20 protein-coding genes are annotated in these 17,567 nt (G+C 44.9%); 12 read left to right on the top strand and 8 right to left on the bottom strand.

The features are described 5' to 3' along the window. Positions 1–92: 92 nt before the first annotated feature. On the bottom strand, positions 93–1,175 hold the full coding sequence (locus BLW49_RS19780) for a GntR family transcriptional regulator (protein WP_090726360.1): 1,083 nt from the start codon (positions 1,173–1,175) through the stop codon (positions 93–95). Positions 1,176–1,544: 369 nt separating this feature from the next. On the opposite strand from BLW49_RS19780, the gene BLW49_RS19775 reads away from it, so the two are divergent. The 8 genes from BLW49_RS19775 to BLW49_RS19740 all read left to right on the top strand — a co-directional run bounded on the left by BLW49_RS19775 (position 1,545) and on the right by BLW49_RS19740 (position 9,214). Further along, entirely contained in the window at positions 1,545–3,149 is a 1,605-nt protein-coding gene (locus BLW49_RS19775) for a xylulokinase (RefSeq protein WP_090726356.1), read from the top strand. A gap of 16 nt (positions 3,150–3,165) precedes the next feature. Then, positions 3,166–3,861 carry an L-ribulose-5-phosphate 4-epimerase gene (locus tag BLW49_RS19770; protein WP_047913373.1) on the top strand — a complete coding sequence of 232 codons (696 nt, stop codon included), beginning with the start codon at positions 3,166–3,168 and terminating at the stop codon, positions 3,859–3,861. Positions 3,862–3,918: 57 nt separating this feature from the next. Then, positions 3,919–5,340 carry an L-arabinose isomerase gene (gene araA, locus BLW49_RS19765; RefSeq protein ID WP_090726354.1) on the top strand — a complete coding sequence of 474 codons (1,422 nt, stop codon included), beginning with the start codon at positions 3,919–3,921 and terminating at the stop codon, positions 5,338–5,340. Positions 5,341–5,533: 193 nt separating this feature from the next. Beyond that, positions 5,534–6,130 (top strand): hypothetical protein, encoded by a 597-nt coding sequence (locus BLW49_RS19760; RefSeq protein WP_177178801.1) that lies wholly within the window; start codon positions 5,534–5,536, stop codon positions 6,128–6,130. Between the two features lie 60 nt (positions 6,131–6,190). Further along, positions 6,191–7,123: a HEAT repeat domain-containing protein gene (locus BLW49_RS19755; RefSeq protein WP_090726350.1), complete on the top strand. Its 933-nt coding sequence runs from the start codon at positions 6,191–6,193 to the stop codon at positions 7,121–7,123. Between the two features lie 32 nt (positions 7,124–7,155). Further along, positions 7,156–7,671 (top strand): GrpB family protein, encoded by a 516-nt coding sequence (locus BLW49_RS19750; protein WP_076312231.1) that lies wholly within the window; start codon positions 7,156–7,158, stop codon positions 7,669–7,671. Between the two features lie 408 nt (positions 7,672–8,079). Continuing rightward, positions 8,080–8,538 carry a hypothetical protein gene (locus BLW49_RS19745; RefSeq protein WP_090726348.1) on the top strand — a complete coding sequence of 153 codons (459 nt, stop codon included), beginning with the start codon at positions 8,080–8,082 and terminating at the stop codon, positions 8,536–8,538. Between the two features lie 55 nt (positions 8,539–8,593). Then, the gene (locus BLW49_RS19740; protein WP_090726346.1) at positions 8,594–9,214 is read left to right on the top strand and encodes a hypothetical protein; all 621 of its coding nucleotides are present in this window, start codon (positions 8,594–8,596) and stop codon (positions 9,212–9,214) included. A gap of 103 nt (positions 9,215–9,317) precedes the next feature. On the opposite strand, the gene BLW49_RS19735 is transcribed toward BLW49_RS19740, so the two are convergent. The 4 genes from BLW49_RS19735 to BLW49_RS19720 are packed head-to-tail and all read right to left on the bottom strand — an operon-like array spanning position 9,318 to position 12,073. After that, on the bottom strand, positions 9,318–10,085 hold the full coding sequence (locus tag BLW49_RS19735) for an ABC transporter permease (RefSeq protein WP_076312227.1): 768 nt from the start codon (positions 10,083–10,085) through the stop codon (positions 9,318–9,320). 1 nt (position 10,086) lies between these two features. Further along, positions 10,087–10,848 (bottom strand): ABC transporter ATP-binding protein, encoded by a 762-nt coding sequence (locus BLW49_RS19730; protein ID WP_076312226.1) that lies wholly within the window; start codon positions 10,846–10,848, stop codon positions 10,087–10,089. Between the two features lie 18 nt (positions 10,849–10,866). Then, the gene (locus BLW49_RS19725; RefSeq protein ID WP_090726344.1) at positions 10,867–11,730 is read right to left on the bottom strand and encodes a pentapeptide repeat-containing protein; all 864 of its coding nucleotides are present in this window, start codon (positions 11,728–11,730) and stop codon (positions 10,867–10,869) included. Positions 11,731–11,743: 13 nt separating this feature from the next. After that, positions 11,744–12,073, bottom strand: coding sequence for a PadR family transcriptional regulator (locus BLW49_RS19720; RefSeq protein WP_090726342.1), 330 nt, complete (start codon positions 12,071–12,073; stop codon positions 11,744–11,746). 301 nt (positions 12,074–12,374) lie between these two features. Here BLW49_RS19720 and BLW49_RS19715 point away from each other — a divergent pair, with 301 nt between their 5' ends. Beyond that, the gene (locus BLW49_RS19715) at positions 12,375–12,887 is read left to right on the top strand and encodes a P-loop nucleotide/nucleoside kinase family protein (RefSeq protein WP_090726341.1); all 513 of its coding nucleotides are present in this window, start codon (positions 12,375–12,377) and stop codon (positions 12,885–12,887) included. Positions 12,888–13,108: 221 nt separating this feature from the next. Here BLW49_RS19715 and BLW49_RS19710 read toward each other — a convergent pair whose 3' ends face one another. Continuing rightward, a complete protein-coding gene (locus BLW49_RS19710) occupies positions 13,109–13,315 on the bottom strand; it encodes a hypothetical protein (RefSeq protein WP_090726339.1) in 207 nt (68 codons plus the stop codon). A gap of 79 nt (positions 13,316–13,394) precedes the next feature. Here BLW49_RS19710 and BLW49_RS19705 point away from each other — a divergent pair, with 79 nt between their 5' ends. Together BLW49_RS19705 and BLW49_RS19700 are read left to right on the top strand one after the other, a co-directional pair. Next, entirely contained in the window at positions 13,395–13,769 is a 375-nt protein-coding gene (locus BLW49_RS19705; RefSeq protein WP_090726338.1) for a DUF2750 domain-containing protein, read from the top strand. A gap of 133 nt (positions 13,770–13,902) precedes the next feature. Beyond that, positions 13,903–14,523 (top strand): histidine phosphatase family protein, encoded by a 621-nt coding sequence (locus BLW49_RS19700; RefSeq protein WP_090726336.1) that lies wholly within the window; start codon positions 13,903–13,905, stop codon positions 14,521–14,523. Positions 14,524–14,538: 15 nt separating this feature from the next. Here the strand turns inward: BLW49_RS19700 and BLW49_RS19695 are convergent, their stop codons facing one another. After that, positions 14,539–15,315: a DUF817 domain-containing protein gene (locus tag BLW49_RS19695; RefSeq protein ID WP_076312218.1), complete on the bottom strand. Its 777-nt coding sequence runs from the start codon at positions 15,313–15,315 to the stop codon at positions 14,539–14,541. A gap of 180 nt (positions 15,316–15,495) precedes the next feature. Continuing rightward, a complete protein-coding gene (locus tag BLW49_RS19690) occupies positions 15,496–16,698 on the bottom strand; it encodes an MFS transporter (protein WP_256209848.1) in 1,203 nt (400 codons plus the stop codon). 151 nt (positions 16,699–16,849) lie between these two features. Between BLW49_RS19690 and BLW49_RS19685 the strand changes: the two genes are divergently transcribed. Then, a complete protein-coding gene (locus tag BLW49_RS19685; RefSeq protein WP_143042140.1) occupies positions 16,850–17,437 on the top strand; it encodes a TetR/AcrR family transcriptional regulator in 588 nt (195 codons plus the stop codon). Positions 17,438–17,567 lie beyond the last annotated feature (130 nt).

Here is a 17,567-nt window from a genome sequence, read left to right as displayed (position 1 = left end):
CGGACGGACGGGAAATTATCCACATTTTTGCATGGCTGATGCTGACCTTCTAGCAACAATGCCCCGTTATTATAGGCTTTCGAAATTCGGGTTTATCTCTTCTGAACGGTCTCACCGTAAACCAGCTCGGGCTGATAGTACGTGCTGTCCGGCAAGTCTCTTTTGCCTTGTAATTTCCTAATGATCCAGTCGGCGGCATCGCGTCCCATCGTTTCCTGAGGGTGAGTCAGCGTCGTTAACTGGATGTTCGCATTCTTGGCGATATAGGAGTTGTCCTGACCGATGATGGATAACTCCTCCGGAATTGAGATTCCCAATTGTCTGCACGCATGAACCACTTCAAGACCAACCTCGTCGTTATAGCAGACGATAGCGGTCAGTACTTCTCTATTCACATCCAGAAAATCCTTTAGATTGCTCGATAGCGCCTGCTTCGTCTCCGTATCAAAGGAAAAAACGAGCTCTGGGTGAAAGCGTAATTTGGCTTCTCCAAGTGCTTTGATATAGCCTTTCATCCGATACTTTCCTTGCAAATCATCCATTTTGGAGATGAGTCCGATCTGAGTGTGTCCGTTCGATATCATTTCTTTTGTCGCCAGATAGCTGGACTGCACGTCATCGAGGCACATAAAAGGAACATCAATCTCCTCGTAATAGGCATTAATCATAATAAAGGGGATGTCCTGTTCCTTAAATGACAGGTAATATGCAATATTTGGGTTGTACAGATTGCTCTTGGTAGGCTCAATGATCAGTCCGTCCACACCGTAGGAGAGCATCATCTCCAGCGCCTTTTTCTCCTGTGCCACATCATTGTTAGTGCTGGCCAGCAGGAGTGAATAATTGTCCTCATTCAGTCTGCTCTCAATCCCGCGAATGATAGAGGGGAAGATGTAGTCAGAGATGTAGGTTGTGATGACACCGATCGTCTTTTTACTAGAGCCCCCGCCTGTTCTCAGCCGATATTGGTTGCTGACATAGGTGCCGGACCCCTTTTCACTCCGCAAAAAACCCTCGTTAGATAGCTCCAGGATCGCCTTCCGAACCGTTTGTCTGCTGACCTCATACATCGATTGCAGAGCAGACTCCGTAGGAATTTGTTCTCCTACGCTATAATCTCCGGATAGTATTTTACTCTTTATATCATCAATGATGACTTGATACTTTGGTTTCATGTAACTCCTTCTTCCACACTTGTTCGCTATGTTAATCGTTCTTTTGTCAAATTTGTATGTACAAATTATAGCATGAATGTGAAATAAATAAAGAGAAGGCCCTATTTTAAATTACCGTGCGCTGTATTTAGGTAGAACTAGCAAGGTATCACTATATTTGTAAACTCATGCCAGAACGCTTCGATAAAGCTTTTTATATGACCGATTTAGAAGAAAGCACAAAAATATATTATGTCCATATTTGTATGTATATATAACTAATAATATTGACAAATGTACGTACAAAAAATATACTATACCTGTCAATTTAGAAAGCGCCTTCTTACAATGATCTAATAATGAAGCGCTGCCAGAGAGGTGACCAAGGTAATGTCGAGTCAAGTAAGCATCGAACAAGCGATTGCTAAGGGAGAAACGTCGCTTGGTATTGAGTTTGGATCCACACGGATCAAGGCTGTTCTTATTGATGGACGGTTTCAAACGATCGCATCTGGAAGCTACGAGTGGGAGAATCAGCTGAAGGATGGTTTTTGGACGTACAGCCTGGACGATATTATTACAGGTCTGCAAGAGGCTTACCGGGAGATGAAGCAGGAGGTTGAACGGAATTACGGAATGACCCTCCAAACGGTCGGTTCGATCGGCTTCTCTGCAATGATGCACGGATATATGGCTTTTGACGATTCAGATAAACTGCTCGTTCCGTTTCGGACCTGGCGCAATGCAACAACAGGGGCAGCGGCGAGAGCATTGACGGAACAATTCAAGTTCAATATTCCTGAACGCTGGAGCATTGCTCACCTCTATCAAGCGATATTAAATGAGGAAGAGCATGTGCCTCAGATTCGATTCGTGACAACTTTGGCCGGCTATATACACTGGCTGCTGACAGGAAAGAAAGCACTTGGCATCGGGGATGCGTCAGGCATGTTCCCCATCGATGAATCTACGCAAAATTATAACGAATCCATGATCCAGCAGTTTAATGAGCTGGTTGCAGATAAAGGATATCCGTGGAAGGTAAGTGACCTGCTGCCTAAGGTATATTCTGCAGGCGAAGCAGCAGGCGCGCTGTCCGAAGCGGGGGCCAAGATTTTGGACCCAACACTAGATTTACAGCCAGGCATTCCTTTGTGTCCACCGGAAGGGGACGCGGGTACAGGGATGGTGGCGACGAACAGTGTAAGAAAGCGTACGGGTAATGTCTCGGTAGGCACATCTGTTTTTGCCATGATCGTCCTGGAGAAGGAGCTGTCCAAGGTTTACCCGGAGATCGATATGGTTACGACGCCAAACGGCAGTCCAGTGGGTATGGTTCATGCGAACAATTGTTCAAGTGACCTCAACGCATGGCTCGGATTGTTCCGTGAGTTCTCTGAAGCAGCCGGGCAAAAGATGGATACAGAGAAGCTGTACAGCGTGCTGCTGAACAAAGCGCTGGAGGCTGATCCTGACGGTGGAGGCTTGCTGAGCTACGGCTATTATTCCGGTGAAAATATTACAGGTCTTGAAGAGGGACGCCCGCTGTTCGTACGTTCCCCGGAGAGCAAATTTAATCTCGCCAACTTCATGAGAGTCCATCTGTTCACTGCATTTGGCGCTCTAAAAATCGGGATGGACATCTTGACGAAGGAAGAGAATGTTGCGATCGACAGCATCCTGGCTCATGGCGGATTGTTCAAGACGCCGGTTGTCGGCCAGAAAATGATGGCAGCCGCACTTAACGTGCCCGTATCGGTTACATCGACGGCCGGAGAAGGTGGAGCTTGGGGGATGGCGGTTCTCGCTTCATACCTCCTGAACAAGAACGGTGAAGAGAGTCTGGAGAATTTCCTGGATGAGAAAGTATTCAGCGATGTGGAAGAAGAAGAGATTCGTCCGGATGCAGCGGATGTGAAGGGCTTTGAGGTCTTTATCGAGCGATACAAGAAGGGGCTTGTCATTGAGCAGGCTGCTGTAGACAATTTAGTGTGAAATAGGAGGGACCAAGGTGTTAGAACAACTGAAAGAAGAAGTGTTCCAGGCGAACCTCGATTTGCCGAAACAAGGTCTAATAAAATATACATGGGGTAATGTTAGTGCAATTGATCGGGAGAGCGGATTATTCGTCATCAAACCGAGCGGTGTCAGCTATGAAACGATGAAGGCCAGCGATATGGTCGTTGTGGATCTGGATGGCAATGTGGTTGAGGGAGAACTGAGACCTTCTTCTGATACACCGACACATGCCGTGCTATATAAGCACTATGCAGAGATCGGCGGCATCGTACACACGCATTCCATGTGGGCAACGGTCTGGGCTCAGGCTGGACTTGATGTACCTGTGATGGGAACAACTCATGCGGATACTTTTTATGGATCGATTCCATGTGCGCGTTTCTTGACCCAGGAGGAAGTGGATCGTGGTTACGAGGCAGAGACAGGTCGCGTCATTATCGAAACCTTCGAGCAGCGTGGTATTGATATCATGTCGATCCCTGGTGTATTGCTCCAGGGACATGGACCTTTTACTTGGGGCAAGGATGCCAAGTCCGCGGTGATGAACAGTGTCGTGCTGGAGGAAGTATCCAAGATGAATCTGTTTGCCAGAGAATTAAACCGTTTCGCTCCAGAGCTGCCACAGCGTATTCTTGACAAGCATTATTTGCGCAAGCACGGTAAAGACGCTTATTACGGACAGAAGTAAAGCAGGGGGCAGAGCCCGAAATTATAAAATACAACTTATAGAAAAGAGGATGAACATATGTCAGCAGCAGCAAAACAATTTTGGTTTGTCGTAGGTTCACAGCACTTGTATGGAGAAGAAGCTCTATCCGAAGTGAAGGCACACGCACAGGAAATGACAGATGCGCTGAATAACAGCGGCGTATTGCCTTATCCGCTTGTACTGCAGGATCTCGCAGTCAGTGCAGACAAAATTACAAGCATTATGAAGGAAGTCAACTATCGTGACGAGGTTGCCGGCGTAATTACCTGGATGCATACGTTCTCACCTGCAAAAATGTGGATTCGTGGAACGAAGCTGCTGCAAAAGCCTTTGCTTCACCTGGCTACACAATATAACGAGAGCATCCCTTGGGCAACTATTGACATGGACTTCATGAACTTAAACCAGGCAGCACATGGTGACCGCGAGTATGGATTTATCAATGCACGGCTGAACAAACAAAATAAAATTGTAGTTGGCTACTGGGAACGTCCGGAAGTGCAGCAGCAAATTGCAGATTGGATGGACGTCGCTGTTGCTTATAACGAGAGCTTCAACATCAGAGTAGCCCGCTTTGGCGATAACATGCGTAACGTTGGCGTTACAGAAGGGGATAAGGTAGAGGCTCAAATCCAATTTGGATGGACAGTGGACTACTTTGGCATCGGCGACCTTGTGCAAGTGGTCAATGAGGTAACTGAAGAAGAAATCAATGATTTGTTTAGTGAATATGCGGAGCTGTACGAATTTGATTATGGCACTTACAGCAAGGAAGATTGGGAAGCCAGTGTCAAAGTCCAAGCGAGCTATGAGATTGCCCTTAAGCGTTTCCTCGATCAAGGAGGCTACAATGCCTTTACTTCGAACTTCGAGGATCTGCATGGCATGAAGCAGCTTCCGGGTCTTGCGGTACAGCGCCTGATGGCCCAAGGCTACGGCTTTGCGGGTGAAGGCGACTGGAAGACAGCAGCCTTGGATCGTCTGCTCAAAGTCATGAGCCATAACGAGTCTACCGGCTTTATGGAAGACTACACTTATGAGCTCGCGGCAGGTCAGGAATCCATACTTCAATCTCACATGCTTGAGGTAGATCCAACACTGGCGGTTAACAAGCCTAAAGTTGTCGTTTCTCCACTGGGTATCGGCGATCGCGAAGATCCAGCACGTCTTGTGTTCGATGGCAAGGCAGGAGAAGGTGTTGTCGTATCGATGGCTGACTTCGGCACACATTACAAGCTGCTCATTAACGAAGTATCTTTGTTTGAGCCAACAACGCCTGCGCCTAAGCTTCCTGTTGCCCGTGTGTTGTGGAATGTGAAGCCGAACTTCCAGGATGGCGTCAAAGCGTGGATTGAGAACGGCGGCGGTCACCATACCGTTGTATCCTTGAACCTCACCACCGATCAGATCATAACCTATGCGAAGCTTGTGAATTTGGACTATGTTGTTATTAAATAGGGAGCTTGTATAGATTAGCTAGAACTAATGATGCAAAAATACCCAAATAGAATTGAGGAATTGGCAGTATGCCGGTTCCTCTTTTTTTAATGCAAAAGAGCGGATTATAACAGGAATGGAACGAAACCTTTCATATCTGATAATCGTCTATATAACGAAGATGGAATATTTAGAAATTAATGGAGCTGATAGAGTGAAGAAGTGTGTAATTGCTATCATCGCAGCTGCGCTATTGATAAATTTTTATGGAGTTTTCCATGCAGACAAGGCTTTTGCCTGTAACTGTGTAAGCTTTGAACCAAATGAAGCTTATGAACATGCTGAAGCAGTATATACAGGTAAAGTGCTTGAGATCAAGCAGGAACGTATTCAGGAAGGCGTCAGAGGGACGATAGAATACAGGGATGCGAATCTGATGGATATTGAAGAGACATGGAAGGGTGTTAATGAATCACAAATCATTGTATACGATGAGGGTGAGGAGAATTCGTGCGGCATCAATTTTGAGGCAGGAAGCACCTATCTTGTGTACAGCTACAGAGTTGAGAATAGCGATCTCTACACAAGCCTATGCAGCCGTACAGCAGAAATATCGCAAGCTGAGCAGGATTTGGAATTTTTGGGCCAGGGGAGAAAGGCAGGAAATGAAGTCAATCTTGCAGATGAGATGAGTCAAATATCGAACAAAGACTATGACATGGAGATGTTTATCGGCGGCATACTGGTTGTTATATTGGCGGTAGCAGCGATGATCTTTTTGAAGAAAAGAAGAGGGGGCAAACATAGGTAAACAAGGAGGACCTGGTATAATTGAAACATCATATATCGAACAGAATCAGGAGCTTGCACCATGAACAATCAACAATTGCTTGAGCTGTTGTATCAAATGTCAGGCCATGAATTAATGTATAGGGAAGACGAAAGAAGTTGGACTAATGAGGGAACCCCCGCTTGGAATGCAGCCCGAATTGCTGAAGGCTTAACGGATGCAGCTGTGATCCCATTTCTCCATCGTTTGTTAGAAGAGAACAGCAAAGAAGAGAGTTTTAAACGTAATATATATTTTATGCTTGGTAAAATCGGATCAAATACGGGTGATAGCCGTGTTGTTGATGTTCTAATAGAACGGCTTGATACCGAAACAAACAAGTATACTTTGAGCTCAATACTTGATCAAATCGCTGAGCAGGATAAGGTTCCGGAATGTACACCTATTATAAAATGGATTCAAGATAGTCGTTGGCTAGTTCGACACTCAGCAATTATGGCTTTGAAAAAATGCAATTGTGAAGCCAGCGAGACAGCTCTTCTGGGAGTAATAATGAACTCGAGCGATGTGAACGATCTCTGCTATGCAATGGCCTCCTTGTGTGAGGCAGGCTCTGCCAGATCGATTCCTCATCTTCTCACTCGATTGGAGCACGATCAGGGTGAGGTAAGAAGTTCAGTAATTCGCGCACTGGATGCGCTGGGAGATTCTTCGCATCTTCCGATCTTTGTTGAAGCCTTAAAGGATCCTTCACCTGCTGTAAAATCCTATGCTGTGACTGCTATTCATCATCATGGTGACGAGAGAGCTATTGATGCGGTTTGTAATCGGGTTAAGAAGATGGTGAACAGAAAACGAAAGTGGGCAAGTGATGATTTGATTCTTGCTTTGGATTTTTTGAGTCGTTATAAAGATGATCATCATCAAATTCAGAACTTAATTTTATGGATTAAGACTAAAAAGTACGATTATCTCTTTGATGAAGAGAAGCAGCGAGTGTTATCTTTCAGCTGATAAGTACTCTGATTATCTTGAGGAGTGATGGTATGAAAGTGAGACTGAGTGATTACGACGAGGCATGGAGCAGGCTGTTTCAAGAAGAGGCCGACTTTCTAATGACAATATTCAAGGGTGAGATTATAAACATTGAGCATTTTGGAAGCACCGCAGTTCCCGGTTTAATGGCCAAGCCTGTAATTGATATGATCTGTATCGTAAATCAGATTGATCGAGTTGACCGCTTCAATGATACCATGCTCTCGCTAGGATATGATGTTGCCGGGGAATGGGGAATTCCGGGGAGAAGACTGTTTCGCAAGGGCGGAGAGCATAGAACCCATCATATTCACTTTTACGAATCAGGCAATTCGCATATAGATAGGCATCTTATATTTAGAGACTATTTGAGAAGTCATCCTGAGGAAGCAGAAAGATACGGCAGATTTAAAGAGGAACTGGTTCAGCGCTATGAGCATACAAGTGAGTACAGCCCGGCTAAAAAAGCTTATGTAACAGAAATGGAGCAGCTTGCGCTTGCTTGGTATAGAGAATCGCAGCATTAAGCACATAACGGTGACTTTGGAAATCATGTTTGACGGTGCAATGATGAAATTGTGCGCTTACGGCTAGCATACGCCAATGAGCAGTGTCGCACCAGGAGGGGGAGGTTGCTTGATATTTGTTGTCGCTGCACTACTGTTAGCAGTTGGAGTATTTCTTATTGTAAGATCAAACAAAGAGGACGAAAATCAGTGCTTCTTCGCTGGGTAGGTATCTCCATTGTCATCATGTCTCTATTTTTTATAGTGAACGAAGCCTATCAAATCATTGAGATAGAAAGGCATAGAGTAGGGCATTAGGCTATAAAAGTGTGGGAATCGTTCGTGTGGATCTTCTTTCATTAGATACTAAGCTAGCTGAGCAATAAGTTATGTTAATGACATTGTACAGATTGAGAGGGCCAGCCCAAAATGATACAAAGTGAAGAGGAATTCCGTCGTCTATTAGCAAAAAGAGATGGAGGCAAAGTCACATACGGTTATGAACTAAGAAGTAAACTGGAGAAAGATCGTATACTGGAATCGTTCATAGAGCAGATGGGACATAATGGCGAGAATGTATGGAATTTCAGACACATCGGGAAGGCTTATGCAGCAAAAATTCTTACTTACGCCATTTCTACAAATATGACTCACAATATTGATTTACCGAGTAAGCCATGGGCTGAGAAGTTAAGTGCCTATTTTGTAGATCAATTTCAGCCAGAAGTGATGTTTTATACAAATGGACATTTTGACTCGAACGGTGAGCTTTTTAAGCTCTACTCTTGGGCAACCATAAGCAAATCTAAATGGAATACGATAGATACAGGTGTTATCGCTTTAGATAATGATAAAATTGGAATCTTATGGGCAATGGACCCTTTATAATGGAATTAGAACATACATATAGGAGCGATGAATAAAAAAAGAAGAAGGTGAGTATTTGCGGCTTCGATGGTGGATTCTGATCTGCATAGTCGTTCTGACAGGGTGTATAAGTGAGAAAAATGAGCCTTTACCCGAGATTCCGAACACTACGAGCATACATCTGACTCCGGTTGATCTGTCCCAAGGAGAAGTGAGAAAGTTAAGACCTTTCCTTGGCATGATGTCTGGCGCTTTTAAATTAGAGTATGAGGGGGAGAAGCCGAATGCTCGCCTGGATATAGACATCTGGGAGAAGGGCCAGAAGGTGGAGACGATAGGATCAGTGGGGCATTTGTTTTCCAGTCTGGATGGACAGAGTATTAAAGAAACAGAGATCATAATTTCAATTGAATCGTTGCGAATAGAGAAAGATAAAGAAACGGCTATTATTAAAGTGAACAACGCTAGCAACTCGGGATCGAGTCTATCCACCTTCAATATTGAGTTGGATACCGAATTGGCCACAAAGGGGCTGGTGGATCATACAGAACCACAATCGTATACTTTCGATCAGCCAATCTATGTATTCGCAATGCAAGCGACAAGCACCAATGAAATATATATGATGGATCTGACACAGGAATCCTTAGGCGAGACAGAGTGGGCGCTAGTCTTTACTTTACGTTATGATGACTGACATAATATAGGTTACACATGGTTCGATGACTGTCATATTCATATAATAAAAAGGAGCACTTGCCGGATTGGCAAGTGCTCCATTTACTATTCAAGCATCCTAATTATACTCGTTTCTTGTAAACTCGTATGGCAAAGAAGTAGGAGACGATGGTAATCCCGACACACCATGCAAGAGCAACCCAGATATCGTTGCCTACGGGTGTACCGGACAATAACGCACGGATGGTTTCGACGATCGAAGTCACCGGTTGATTCTCAGCGAAGGCGCGAACAACCGTCGGCATCGTATCGGTGGGAACAAACGCCGAGCTAATGAATGGCAGGAAGATCAGTGGATAGGAGAAGGCACTTGCACCTTCGACTGAATTTGCGGACAGTCCGGCAATCACCGCGACCCAGGTTAGAGCCAGTGTAAACAAGATGAGTATTCCGGCAACTGCAAGCCAAGGGAGTATACCCGCCTGCGAGCGAAAACCCATAATAAGCGCTACAAGAATGATGACGATAACAGATAGAACATTGGATACGACCGAGGTTAGAACATGCCCCCAGAGTAAGGCGGAACGGGAAATGGGCATCGTGTTAAACCGCTCAATAATGCCTCGCTGCTTATCCAGGAACAGACGGTAAGCCGTATAAGATATACCGCTGGCGATCGCAATCAGCAGGATGCCGGGCAGCAGATAGTTAACATAGTTATCGGTATCGGTTTGGATTGCACCGCCAAATACATAAACGAACAGCAGCATCATGGCAATAGGTGTAATGCAGACGGTGATGATGGTGTCCATACTTCGGAAAATATGCCGCATGGAACGGCCAAGCATAACACCCATATCGCTGAAAAAGTGCTTTTTTGTCATTTCCATTTTACTTTTCCCCCTTAGTTCCGACGATGGCGAGGAAGATTTCCTCGAGTGAAGGCTGTTTCTCGACATACTCCACCTTTGCAGATGGGAACAGCTGTTTAAGCTCGGCAAGCGTACCGCTCGCGATGATCCGGCCCTCGTGCAATATGGCAATTCGGTCGGCAAGCTGTTCTGCCTCCTCCAGATATTGCGTGGTGAGCAGCACCGTCTTGCCTCCGTCAGCCAATTCTTTTACCGTCTTCCACACTTCGATGCGCGCCTCCGGATCAAGTCCGGTGGTTGGTTCATCCAGGAAGATAACCTCCGGATTTCCCACAAGGCTCAGGGCGATGTCCAGTCTGCGCCGCATTCCACCGGAATACGTAGACACTCTGCGGTCGGCTGCATCGGTCAGGCCAAAACGTGTCAGCAGCTCAGCAGCTGCCTGGCGTGGATTTTTGAGATATCGCAGCTTGGCGATCATAATCAGATTTTCTCGTCCGGTCAAAATTTCATCCACGGCGGCAAATTGTCCGGTTAGACTGATTGACTGGCGTACCTTATCAGGATTAGCAGCTACATCGAATCCGTTCACCTTCGCGGTTCCGCTGTCTTGATTAAGCAGTGTTGTGAGAATTCTGACCGTTGTTGTTTTACCAGCCCCGTTGGAGCCGAGCAGGGCAAAGATGCTGCCCTTTTCAACCTCAAAATCTACCCCCTTTAGGACTTGATGCTGCTTGTAGGATTTTTGAAGACCTGTAACCTTAATAGATATGCTGCTCATACGTTTTCTCCTCCTTATTTATCGAACTGTCACTTTGGACAAATCGGCTTCTAGGCCTTTAAGCGATGCGTAAGTCAGTTTATCCATGACTGCACCTTCAAAATTGATCGTTTTGATGGCTCGGTAATACTTCTTGGACAGCGGGAACCCTTGGAATGACACATTCCTCAGTGTAGCGCCCTTGAACGAGACCTCGTGCAGCCCCGCTTTGTCAAATTTAACGCCGATAAACGTTTGCCCGTCAAAGCACATGCCTCCCAGATCCGATTTACTGAAGTCCGCTCCGTCGAAGATACAATTTTGGAAAGTAGTTTCTCTAAGGTAGGCCATACTCAGATTGACGTCCATCAGTCTTGTATTTAAGAATTTGGCACCGGCCAGCCACGACTTGCTGAAGTTGGTACGTACAAGGATCGATTTATGGAAGCGGCCATTCGCAAGATCAAGTGTGGAAAAGTTACAGTCTGTAAGGTTTGCTCCGTCAAATATCGCATCGCGTACATTGCTAGAATGAAACGAGCTGCCGGCCAAATCTGCATTCGTGAAGTCAGATCCTTGCAAAACGCTTGATGAGAAATTTCCTTTGTGGGCGGTGACGCCGGCAAAATCGCTCTGAGGCAGGTTGCTCGCCTTTAAGTTGGTCACTACCTGCCGCTCCAGCGAGCGGGAGAGGTTAGCCACCTCGATCACGGTTTGTTCAATATCTCCGATGCTGTCAATGGTCAGCGCAAAGGCAGTTTCATCATCCTTGCCCTCAGCCTTTAGTTCACGGTAACGCTCCTCCAGATCGAAGAGCAGATCGCTCTTTAATTCGGTAACGCTCTTCACTCCATCATAGGGTGCAAACACACTGTTCAAGTAACTCGTCAGCTTCTCGTTCATAACAACCATCTCCTTATAATAAATTTTCAAGTACTCGCTTGGCGTATTCCCAGTTGTCTTTGTTGCGGACATAGATCGCCTTGCCTTTCTCGGTAATTCTGAAATATTTACGTCTTCCACCCTGAGATTCGTCACCCCAGTACCATTCGATCTCTCCATCATTCTCTAGTCGCCGGACGCTTGAATACATTGTCGCTTCCTTTAATTCGTACTCGCCTCCCGAGCGCTCGGCAATCATCTTGACGATCTCATATCCATAACGGTCAGCTTCAGATAGTAGTCGTAATATCATGGTATCCGTGTGTCCGCGAAGTAAATCTGAGGTAATCTTGTTCTTACTCATATTTATCTCCTCCGTTAACTGTATAGTACATCAAAGTACTTTGACAGTCAAGGTAGTATTTTAAATAAAATACTTAATTCGTAATAAATGTACTTCTGTCATGGGTTTTATGCAGAACTGCGGTTGTTGAAGCTGGGGTAGTCGATGGATGAATCATATGTCTGCTGCAGCAAAAGAAAAACATCTGCATTAGAGCATGGAGAGAAAAGACGAGAGAGGTAAATTATGTTTTAATGATTGAATAAGAGATATCCATTCATTTCATTGTCAGAAAGGATTCATTTATTAGGAGGTGGGTTTGTTGCTATATATATTTAGCGGTTTGCCAGCTACCGGGAAGTCGACGTTGTCTTCCATGCTGGCTCGTGAGTTACGTGCAGTGTATCTCCGGGTGGATGTTGTAGAGCAGGCTATGCGGGATGCTGGAGCGAAGGTGGATGGACCGGAAGGCTACATTGTGTGTTATGCCTTGGCCTCCCAGAATCTCAGGCTTGGTCTCGACGTCATTGCAGATACGGTGAATCCGATCCCAATCACACGCGAAGCTTGGCGCAATGCAGCTGAGTCGGTTAAAGCTCCTTTTGTAGAAGTTGAAGTAGTCTGCTCTGACGAAAATGAACATAGGCAGCGAGTCGAAACGCGTGTAGTAGATATTCCGGGCCTCGTTCTTCCAGCGTGGGAGCAGGTCATACATCGGGAGTATGACGCTTGGGACAGAGACCGCATCGTTATCGACACAGCTCATCAAACGGCAGCAGATAGCTTTGAGCAGTTGTGTCAGCAATTAGAAGGAGTTCGCAGGCAAATTAGTTGATGGTTGTGTTGGGGACAAAAATAGAGAGCAGCACACCGTGACAGTCACTGGTGCTGCTCTCTTTTACTAAGCGCCGGGCTTCTTCACGACAGGAATCCACACCTCAATCTCATATAAGCGGTTGCCGCGATCGTAGGTCATCTCAAATTCAGGACCATGCTTCAATATACGGGATTATGAAGGAAGTTACCTTGCAATCCGTGCACCGAAATATCATGCTATTAAATAAGCTGCTGAAAAGATAAGATAGTAAAAACTACGCCATAAGCAAGAAGAAAAATCCCCCTAAATTTCACATTAACCAGATCAGTTTCGCCATGTTCATCGACAAATCTATTGAATGGCCAAGAATTAGGTTTTCTTAAGGCTCGAATCCCCATGACAAGTGCCAGAATACCAATGAGGAAAAACCATATAAAGAAAAACAAGTTGATCACTCCTTTCTATACAAAACGTATGAAATGAGGAAAAGTTAAAATTCCTATATGTAAAAAGTTTGGAGGCCATATGAACAATAAAGAGTTTGAAGCGGTATTCAAATTACCTGCAAAAAAGCGATACGAATATTTTATTAAGAAAATCGCTGATTATGAAGAAGTATGGGGGCTGTACGATAATGGATGGGCTGTAACAACGGACTTAAACGGGAATTTGTTACTTCCCTTTTGGCCTAGAAGAGAATTTGCAGAGGCATGTGCCATTGAGGATTGGAAAAATTATAAGAGCAAGGCAATGGACCTAACGGAGTTCATTGATGAGTTTCTGCCCCGAATCAAAGAGGATAGCATTAAACCTTCAATTTTCTTTAATAATGAAGATTCTGCAGTATTGGACATCGATCCTTTAATTCAAGATATAGAAACAGAATTGGAAAATTACTAACAAAGAGAGGAACTAAGGTTATTGCATAAATATAAGTTAATTTCTTCCATATGTGTTAGTATAGTTGGTGTTCAATTTTAGCTTGCTTGAAAGAATAACTAACCTAACCACGTTGAAATTAGGGGGAAGAACAATGGCAATCTATTTTGTAAGGCATGGTGCCGATGATGAAGGATATCGTGGGGGCTGGAGTCAAAGAGGTCTGAATATTGAAGGCTATAGGCAATCAGAGAAACTGGGCAGGTATTTAAAAGATAACAAGAGCACTCATCCAATCCATCGGATCGTTAGCAGTGACTTGCAGAGAGCACTGGATACGGCAAATGAACTGGCTAAGGATCTGAATTTGTCCGTCGAAAGCAGCATGGATTGGAGAGAAATGAATAACGGAGTTATTGCCGGAATGCCTCATGAAATTGTCAACGAACGATTCCCAGGGCTGTATTTTTCAAGCTTAAAAATGGATGAGAGGTATCCTGGCGGTGAGAGCCCAATGGAATTTCACATGCGAATTCAAGAGACCTTCAATTCCTTATGCGAAGAACAATCCAAGCAGCATACGGAGAACATTCTTGTGGTAACTCATGGCGGGGTTATTAATATCGTATATCATATTTTGAAAGACTTAGAATGGACGAATAAGAATAATAAGTTCCCGGCTTCCTATACAGGCATTCATAAATTGGAGAATATCAATGGCCAATGGCAAACAACAATTGAAAATGATACGGAGCACTTAACGGAGCGGGATTAGACCCTGCTCCGTTTTTTATGATTTTCTTATGTTCCGATTTGCTTTTACATATTTCAGCTGAGCCACAATGATGACGCTGATAATCACAAGGAGAAACCAGGAGCTGATCTTGCTGAAGCTCACAAGCTGCCAGGTGTCATGCTGATCAGGGTACTTCCATCCATTGAAGAACGTTGCAATATTTTCCGCTGTCCAGATGAAGAAGCCCACAATAAGGAAGGCAACCGTCAAAGGCATTCGGTAGGTTTTAGCCCGTACCCGATAGATGATCCATGTCTTCCAGAACACAATGAACACAAGCAGAGTCAGCCACCAGCGAAAGTCGGGGATGAAATGATGTGTGAAGAAATTAAGATATATGGCTCCCCCTAGCAGCATCGACGACAGCGTTCCCGGCCATCCTGTCATGTCCATTCGCAGTCTCCGCCATATTTGACACATAAAGCTGGCTACACTTGCATACATGAATCCACTGTAGAGAGGAACACCAAAGATCTTCGTATATCCAGGCTCGGGATAGGACCACGATCCCATCCATACCTTATACAGCTCCAGTACTAAGCCAATGACGTGAAATACACAGATGACCTTGATCTCGTCCATCGTTTCCAGTCCGCTGCGGTACATGAAAAATTGCACAGCGAGCAATATCAATAGAATGGCGTCGTACCGGTAGAGGAAAGGAATCTCAATAACACTGGTTATGGCCAGCGTTGCAAAGATCGCGACAGGGAAGATACAGCTCATCGCCTGATGATATCCAAAATGGAGCAGCTGTACAATCGATTTCAAGTAATGTTGCCTCCTTTCCTTCCATAATCAGATGAGTAGGATGCATTCAGATGAATGTAGTCATCGGGGCTTTCTCTTATCTTTAATTCATCATACAGGTGTTATATGCTTGGAAAAATAGAAACTTGGTTAATTAGAGTTTCTTGTTTTTAAATGCAGATTCGTGAATCGATGATGGAATCAACGCTTATGTTGCTGTTTATATTCTGTCAGGAAATAAAGGAATGCAAACAACGGTAACAGAACACCAAGCCACGCACTCCATATCCAGCCGCCGAATGCATAGGTTAGACCGCCAAGGAATGAACCGGCTGCCCCGCCAATGAAGAAGATAGCCATGAATATTCCGTTCAATCTCCCACTTGCTTCATTTCCGAGAGAGTATATTATCCTTTGGCTGACAACCAGGTTGCCGGACACAGCCATATCCAGTGTGATGGCTGAGATGAATAGCAGCACGAGTGCGACGTAAGAATGATCATGGAGCAAGGCAATGAGTAGAAAGGAACCCGTTGCGGTTAAGAGTGCTGTGAGAGTCAGGTTCTTAGTTAGCCCTTTATCGGCTAATCTTCCAGCAAGAGGAGCGGCTATTGCTCCTGCAACACCGACCAAGGCAAATAAAGCAATACCGCCTTGTGTAAATCCGAAGTCATTTGCGAGTCTGAGAGGGACGACGGTCCAGAAGAGACTGAAAGCTCCAAATAAGCAGGCTTGATAGAATGCGCGCCGTCTTAATATCGGATTCTTTCTGAATAATTGAATTAACGAGGCGACAAGGCTGAGATAGGTTAATTTATTTTCTGGTTTTCTGCGGGGTAAAGAACGCGAGAGCCAAATGGTCAATAGAGTCATGAGCACAGCAGACAGAACATAAATCATCCGCCATCCCCAGATGTCTGTAATGAAGCTTGCGACAGGCCGGGCCAGCATGATCCCGAGTAAAAGCCCACTCATGACGTTGCCTACCACACGGCCGCGTTCTTGTTCACTGGACAAGTGTGCTGCAAGAGGGACAAGAATTTGTGCAACGACGGAACCCGTTCCGATGAAAAAGGTTGCTGTCAAAAACAAAGGGGATTGCTTAGAAAAGGCTGCTACGATGAGTGCAACGACTACAATAGAGAGAACAGAGATCATAAGACGGCGGTTCTCAAGCTTGTCGCTTAGAGGAACAATGAATAACAGCCCGGCCACATAGCCTATTTGGGTTAAAGTTACGATGAGTCCAGCAGCTTCAGTGGATAGGCCCAGTTCTGTACTGATGGGACCTACAAGAGTTTGAGAATAGTATAGATTAGCGACAATCAGACCGCATGCGGCTGCGAAAAGAATCATCATCGCAGTAGAAAGCTTGCTTTGTTTGGTAATAACGTCCTCATTCATCATCATTCTCTCCTTTAACATGCTTAGATTAAGTAAACGAATCGTTCACTTAATCGTTGAACAAAATATATACTGAACGCAGCGTTTTGTAAATACCCAATTTTTCATTTATACTGGAACAAAGAACAAAGGATTGAACGGGGGGATTGGATTGGCGAAGAAGGGACGCCCAAGAGATGTGACGATTGAGCATTCCATATTGACTGCGGCTTATGATCTGCTGCTTGAAAGTGGATTTGAAGAGGTAACGATTGAAAAAATCGCTCAGAAAGCAGGAGTGAGTAAAGTCACCATATACAAATGGTGGCCTAATAAAGCTGCTGTTGCTGCGGATAGTTTTTTTAAGGGAGCGGCTAGCAGACTGCCTGTACCGGATACAGGATCGGTTAAGGAAGATATATTAATTCATGCGATGAACCTATTATTATATATGGCGGGCAAGGAAGGAAAAGTGATCTCTGAGCTGATTGGGCATGGACAGGGGAATTCAACACTGAGCGAAGTATTTAGGCAATACTATGTTAAGCCTCGACGCGCGGAAGCCGCAGGAATATTGAGGAAGGGGATCGAACGCGGTGAGCTGAGTGCAGAGCTGGATGTAGATTCTAGTATTGATCTGCTTTACGGTCCGATATTTTACCGTCTGTTAGTTACAGGAGAGCCGTTAGCTGAGGACAAGGTAAGACCCATTTTGTTAGCAGCGTTCGAGGGTATGAAATATTTAGTTGGCAGGGCATAAATTTAATTCAATTCAATATACAGGATGTTGCCGGGCAGAAGCTGTTAAAGTACTTTATGAACAAAGTTATGGGAGCAATCACTCTATCCTCGAAAGCACTAGACTATGGCTTGTCATTGTCCGGTGCTTT

The organism is Paenibacillus sp. PDC88 (assembly GCF_900106725.1).
GTDB classification, from domain to species: domain Bacteria; phylum Bacillota; class Bacilli; order Paenibacillales; family Paenibacillaceae; genus Paenibacillus; species Paenibacillus shunpengii.
This window is presented reverse-complemented; position numbering and strand designations above follow the sequence as displayed.

Excerpts from the sequence above, each read along its gene's own strand:
- BLW49_RS19780 (WP_090726360.1), bottom strand. The coding sequence starts at position 1,175 with ATGAAACCAAAGTATCAAGTCATCATTGATGATATAAAGAGTAAAATA.
- BLW49_RS19775 (WP_090726356.1), top strand. The coding sequence starts at position 1,545 with ATGTCGAGTCAAGTAAGCATCGAACAAGCGATTGCTAAGGGAGAAACG.
- araA (WP_090726354.1), top strand. The coding sequence starts at position 3,919 with ATGTCAGCAGCAGCAAAACAATTTTGGTTTGTCGTAGGTTCACAGCAC.
- BLW49_RS19755 (WP_090726350.1), top strand. The coding sequence starts at position 6,191 with ATGAACAATCAACAATTGCTTGAGCTGTTGTATCAAATGTCAGGCCAT.
- BLW49_RS19750 (WP_076312231.1), top strand. The coding sequence starts at position 7,156 with ATGAAAGTGAGACTGAGTGATTACGACGAGGCATGGAGCAGGCTGTTT.
- BLW49_RS19745 (WP_090726348.1), top strand. The coding sequence starts at position 8,080 with ATGATACAAAGTGAAGAGGAATTCCGTCGTCTATTAGCAAAAAGAGAT.
- BLW49_RS19735 (WP_076312227.1), bottom strand. The coding sequence starts at position 10,085 with ATGGAAATGACAAAAAAGCACTTTTTCAGCGATATGGGTGTTATGCTT.
- BLW49_RS19730 (WP_076312226.1), bottom strand. The coding sequence starts at position 10,848 with ATGAGCAGCATATCTATTAAGGTTACAGGTCTTCAAAAATCCTACAAG.
- BLW49_RS19725 (WP_090726344.1), bottom strand. The coding sequence starts at position 11,730 with ATGAACGAGAAGCTGACGAGTTACTTGAACAGTGTGTTTGCACCCTAT.
- BLW49_RS19720 (WP_090726342.1), bottom strand. The coding sequence starts at position 12,073 with ATGAGTAAGAACAAGATTACCTCAGATTTACTTCGCGGACACACGGAT.
- BLW49_RS19705 (WP_090726338.1), top strand. The coding sequence starts at position 13,395 with ATGAACAATAAAGAGTTTGAAGCGGTATTCAAATTACCTGCAAAAAAG.
- BLW49_RS19700 (WP_090726336.1), top strand. The coding sequence starts at position 13,903 with ATGGCAATCTATTTTGTAAGGCATGGTGCCGATGATGAAGGATATCGT.
- BLW49_RS19690 (WP_256209848.1), bottom strand. The coding sequence starts at position 16,698 with ATGAATGAGGACGTTATTACCAAACAAAGCAAGCTTTCTACTGCGATG.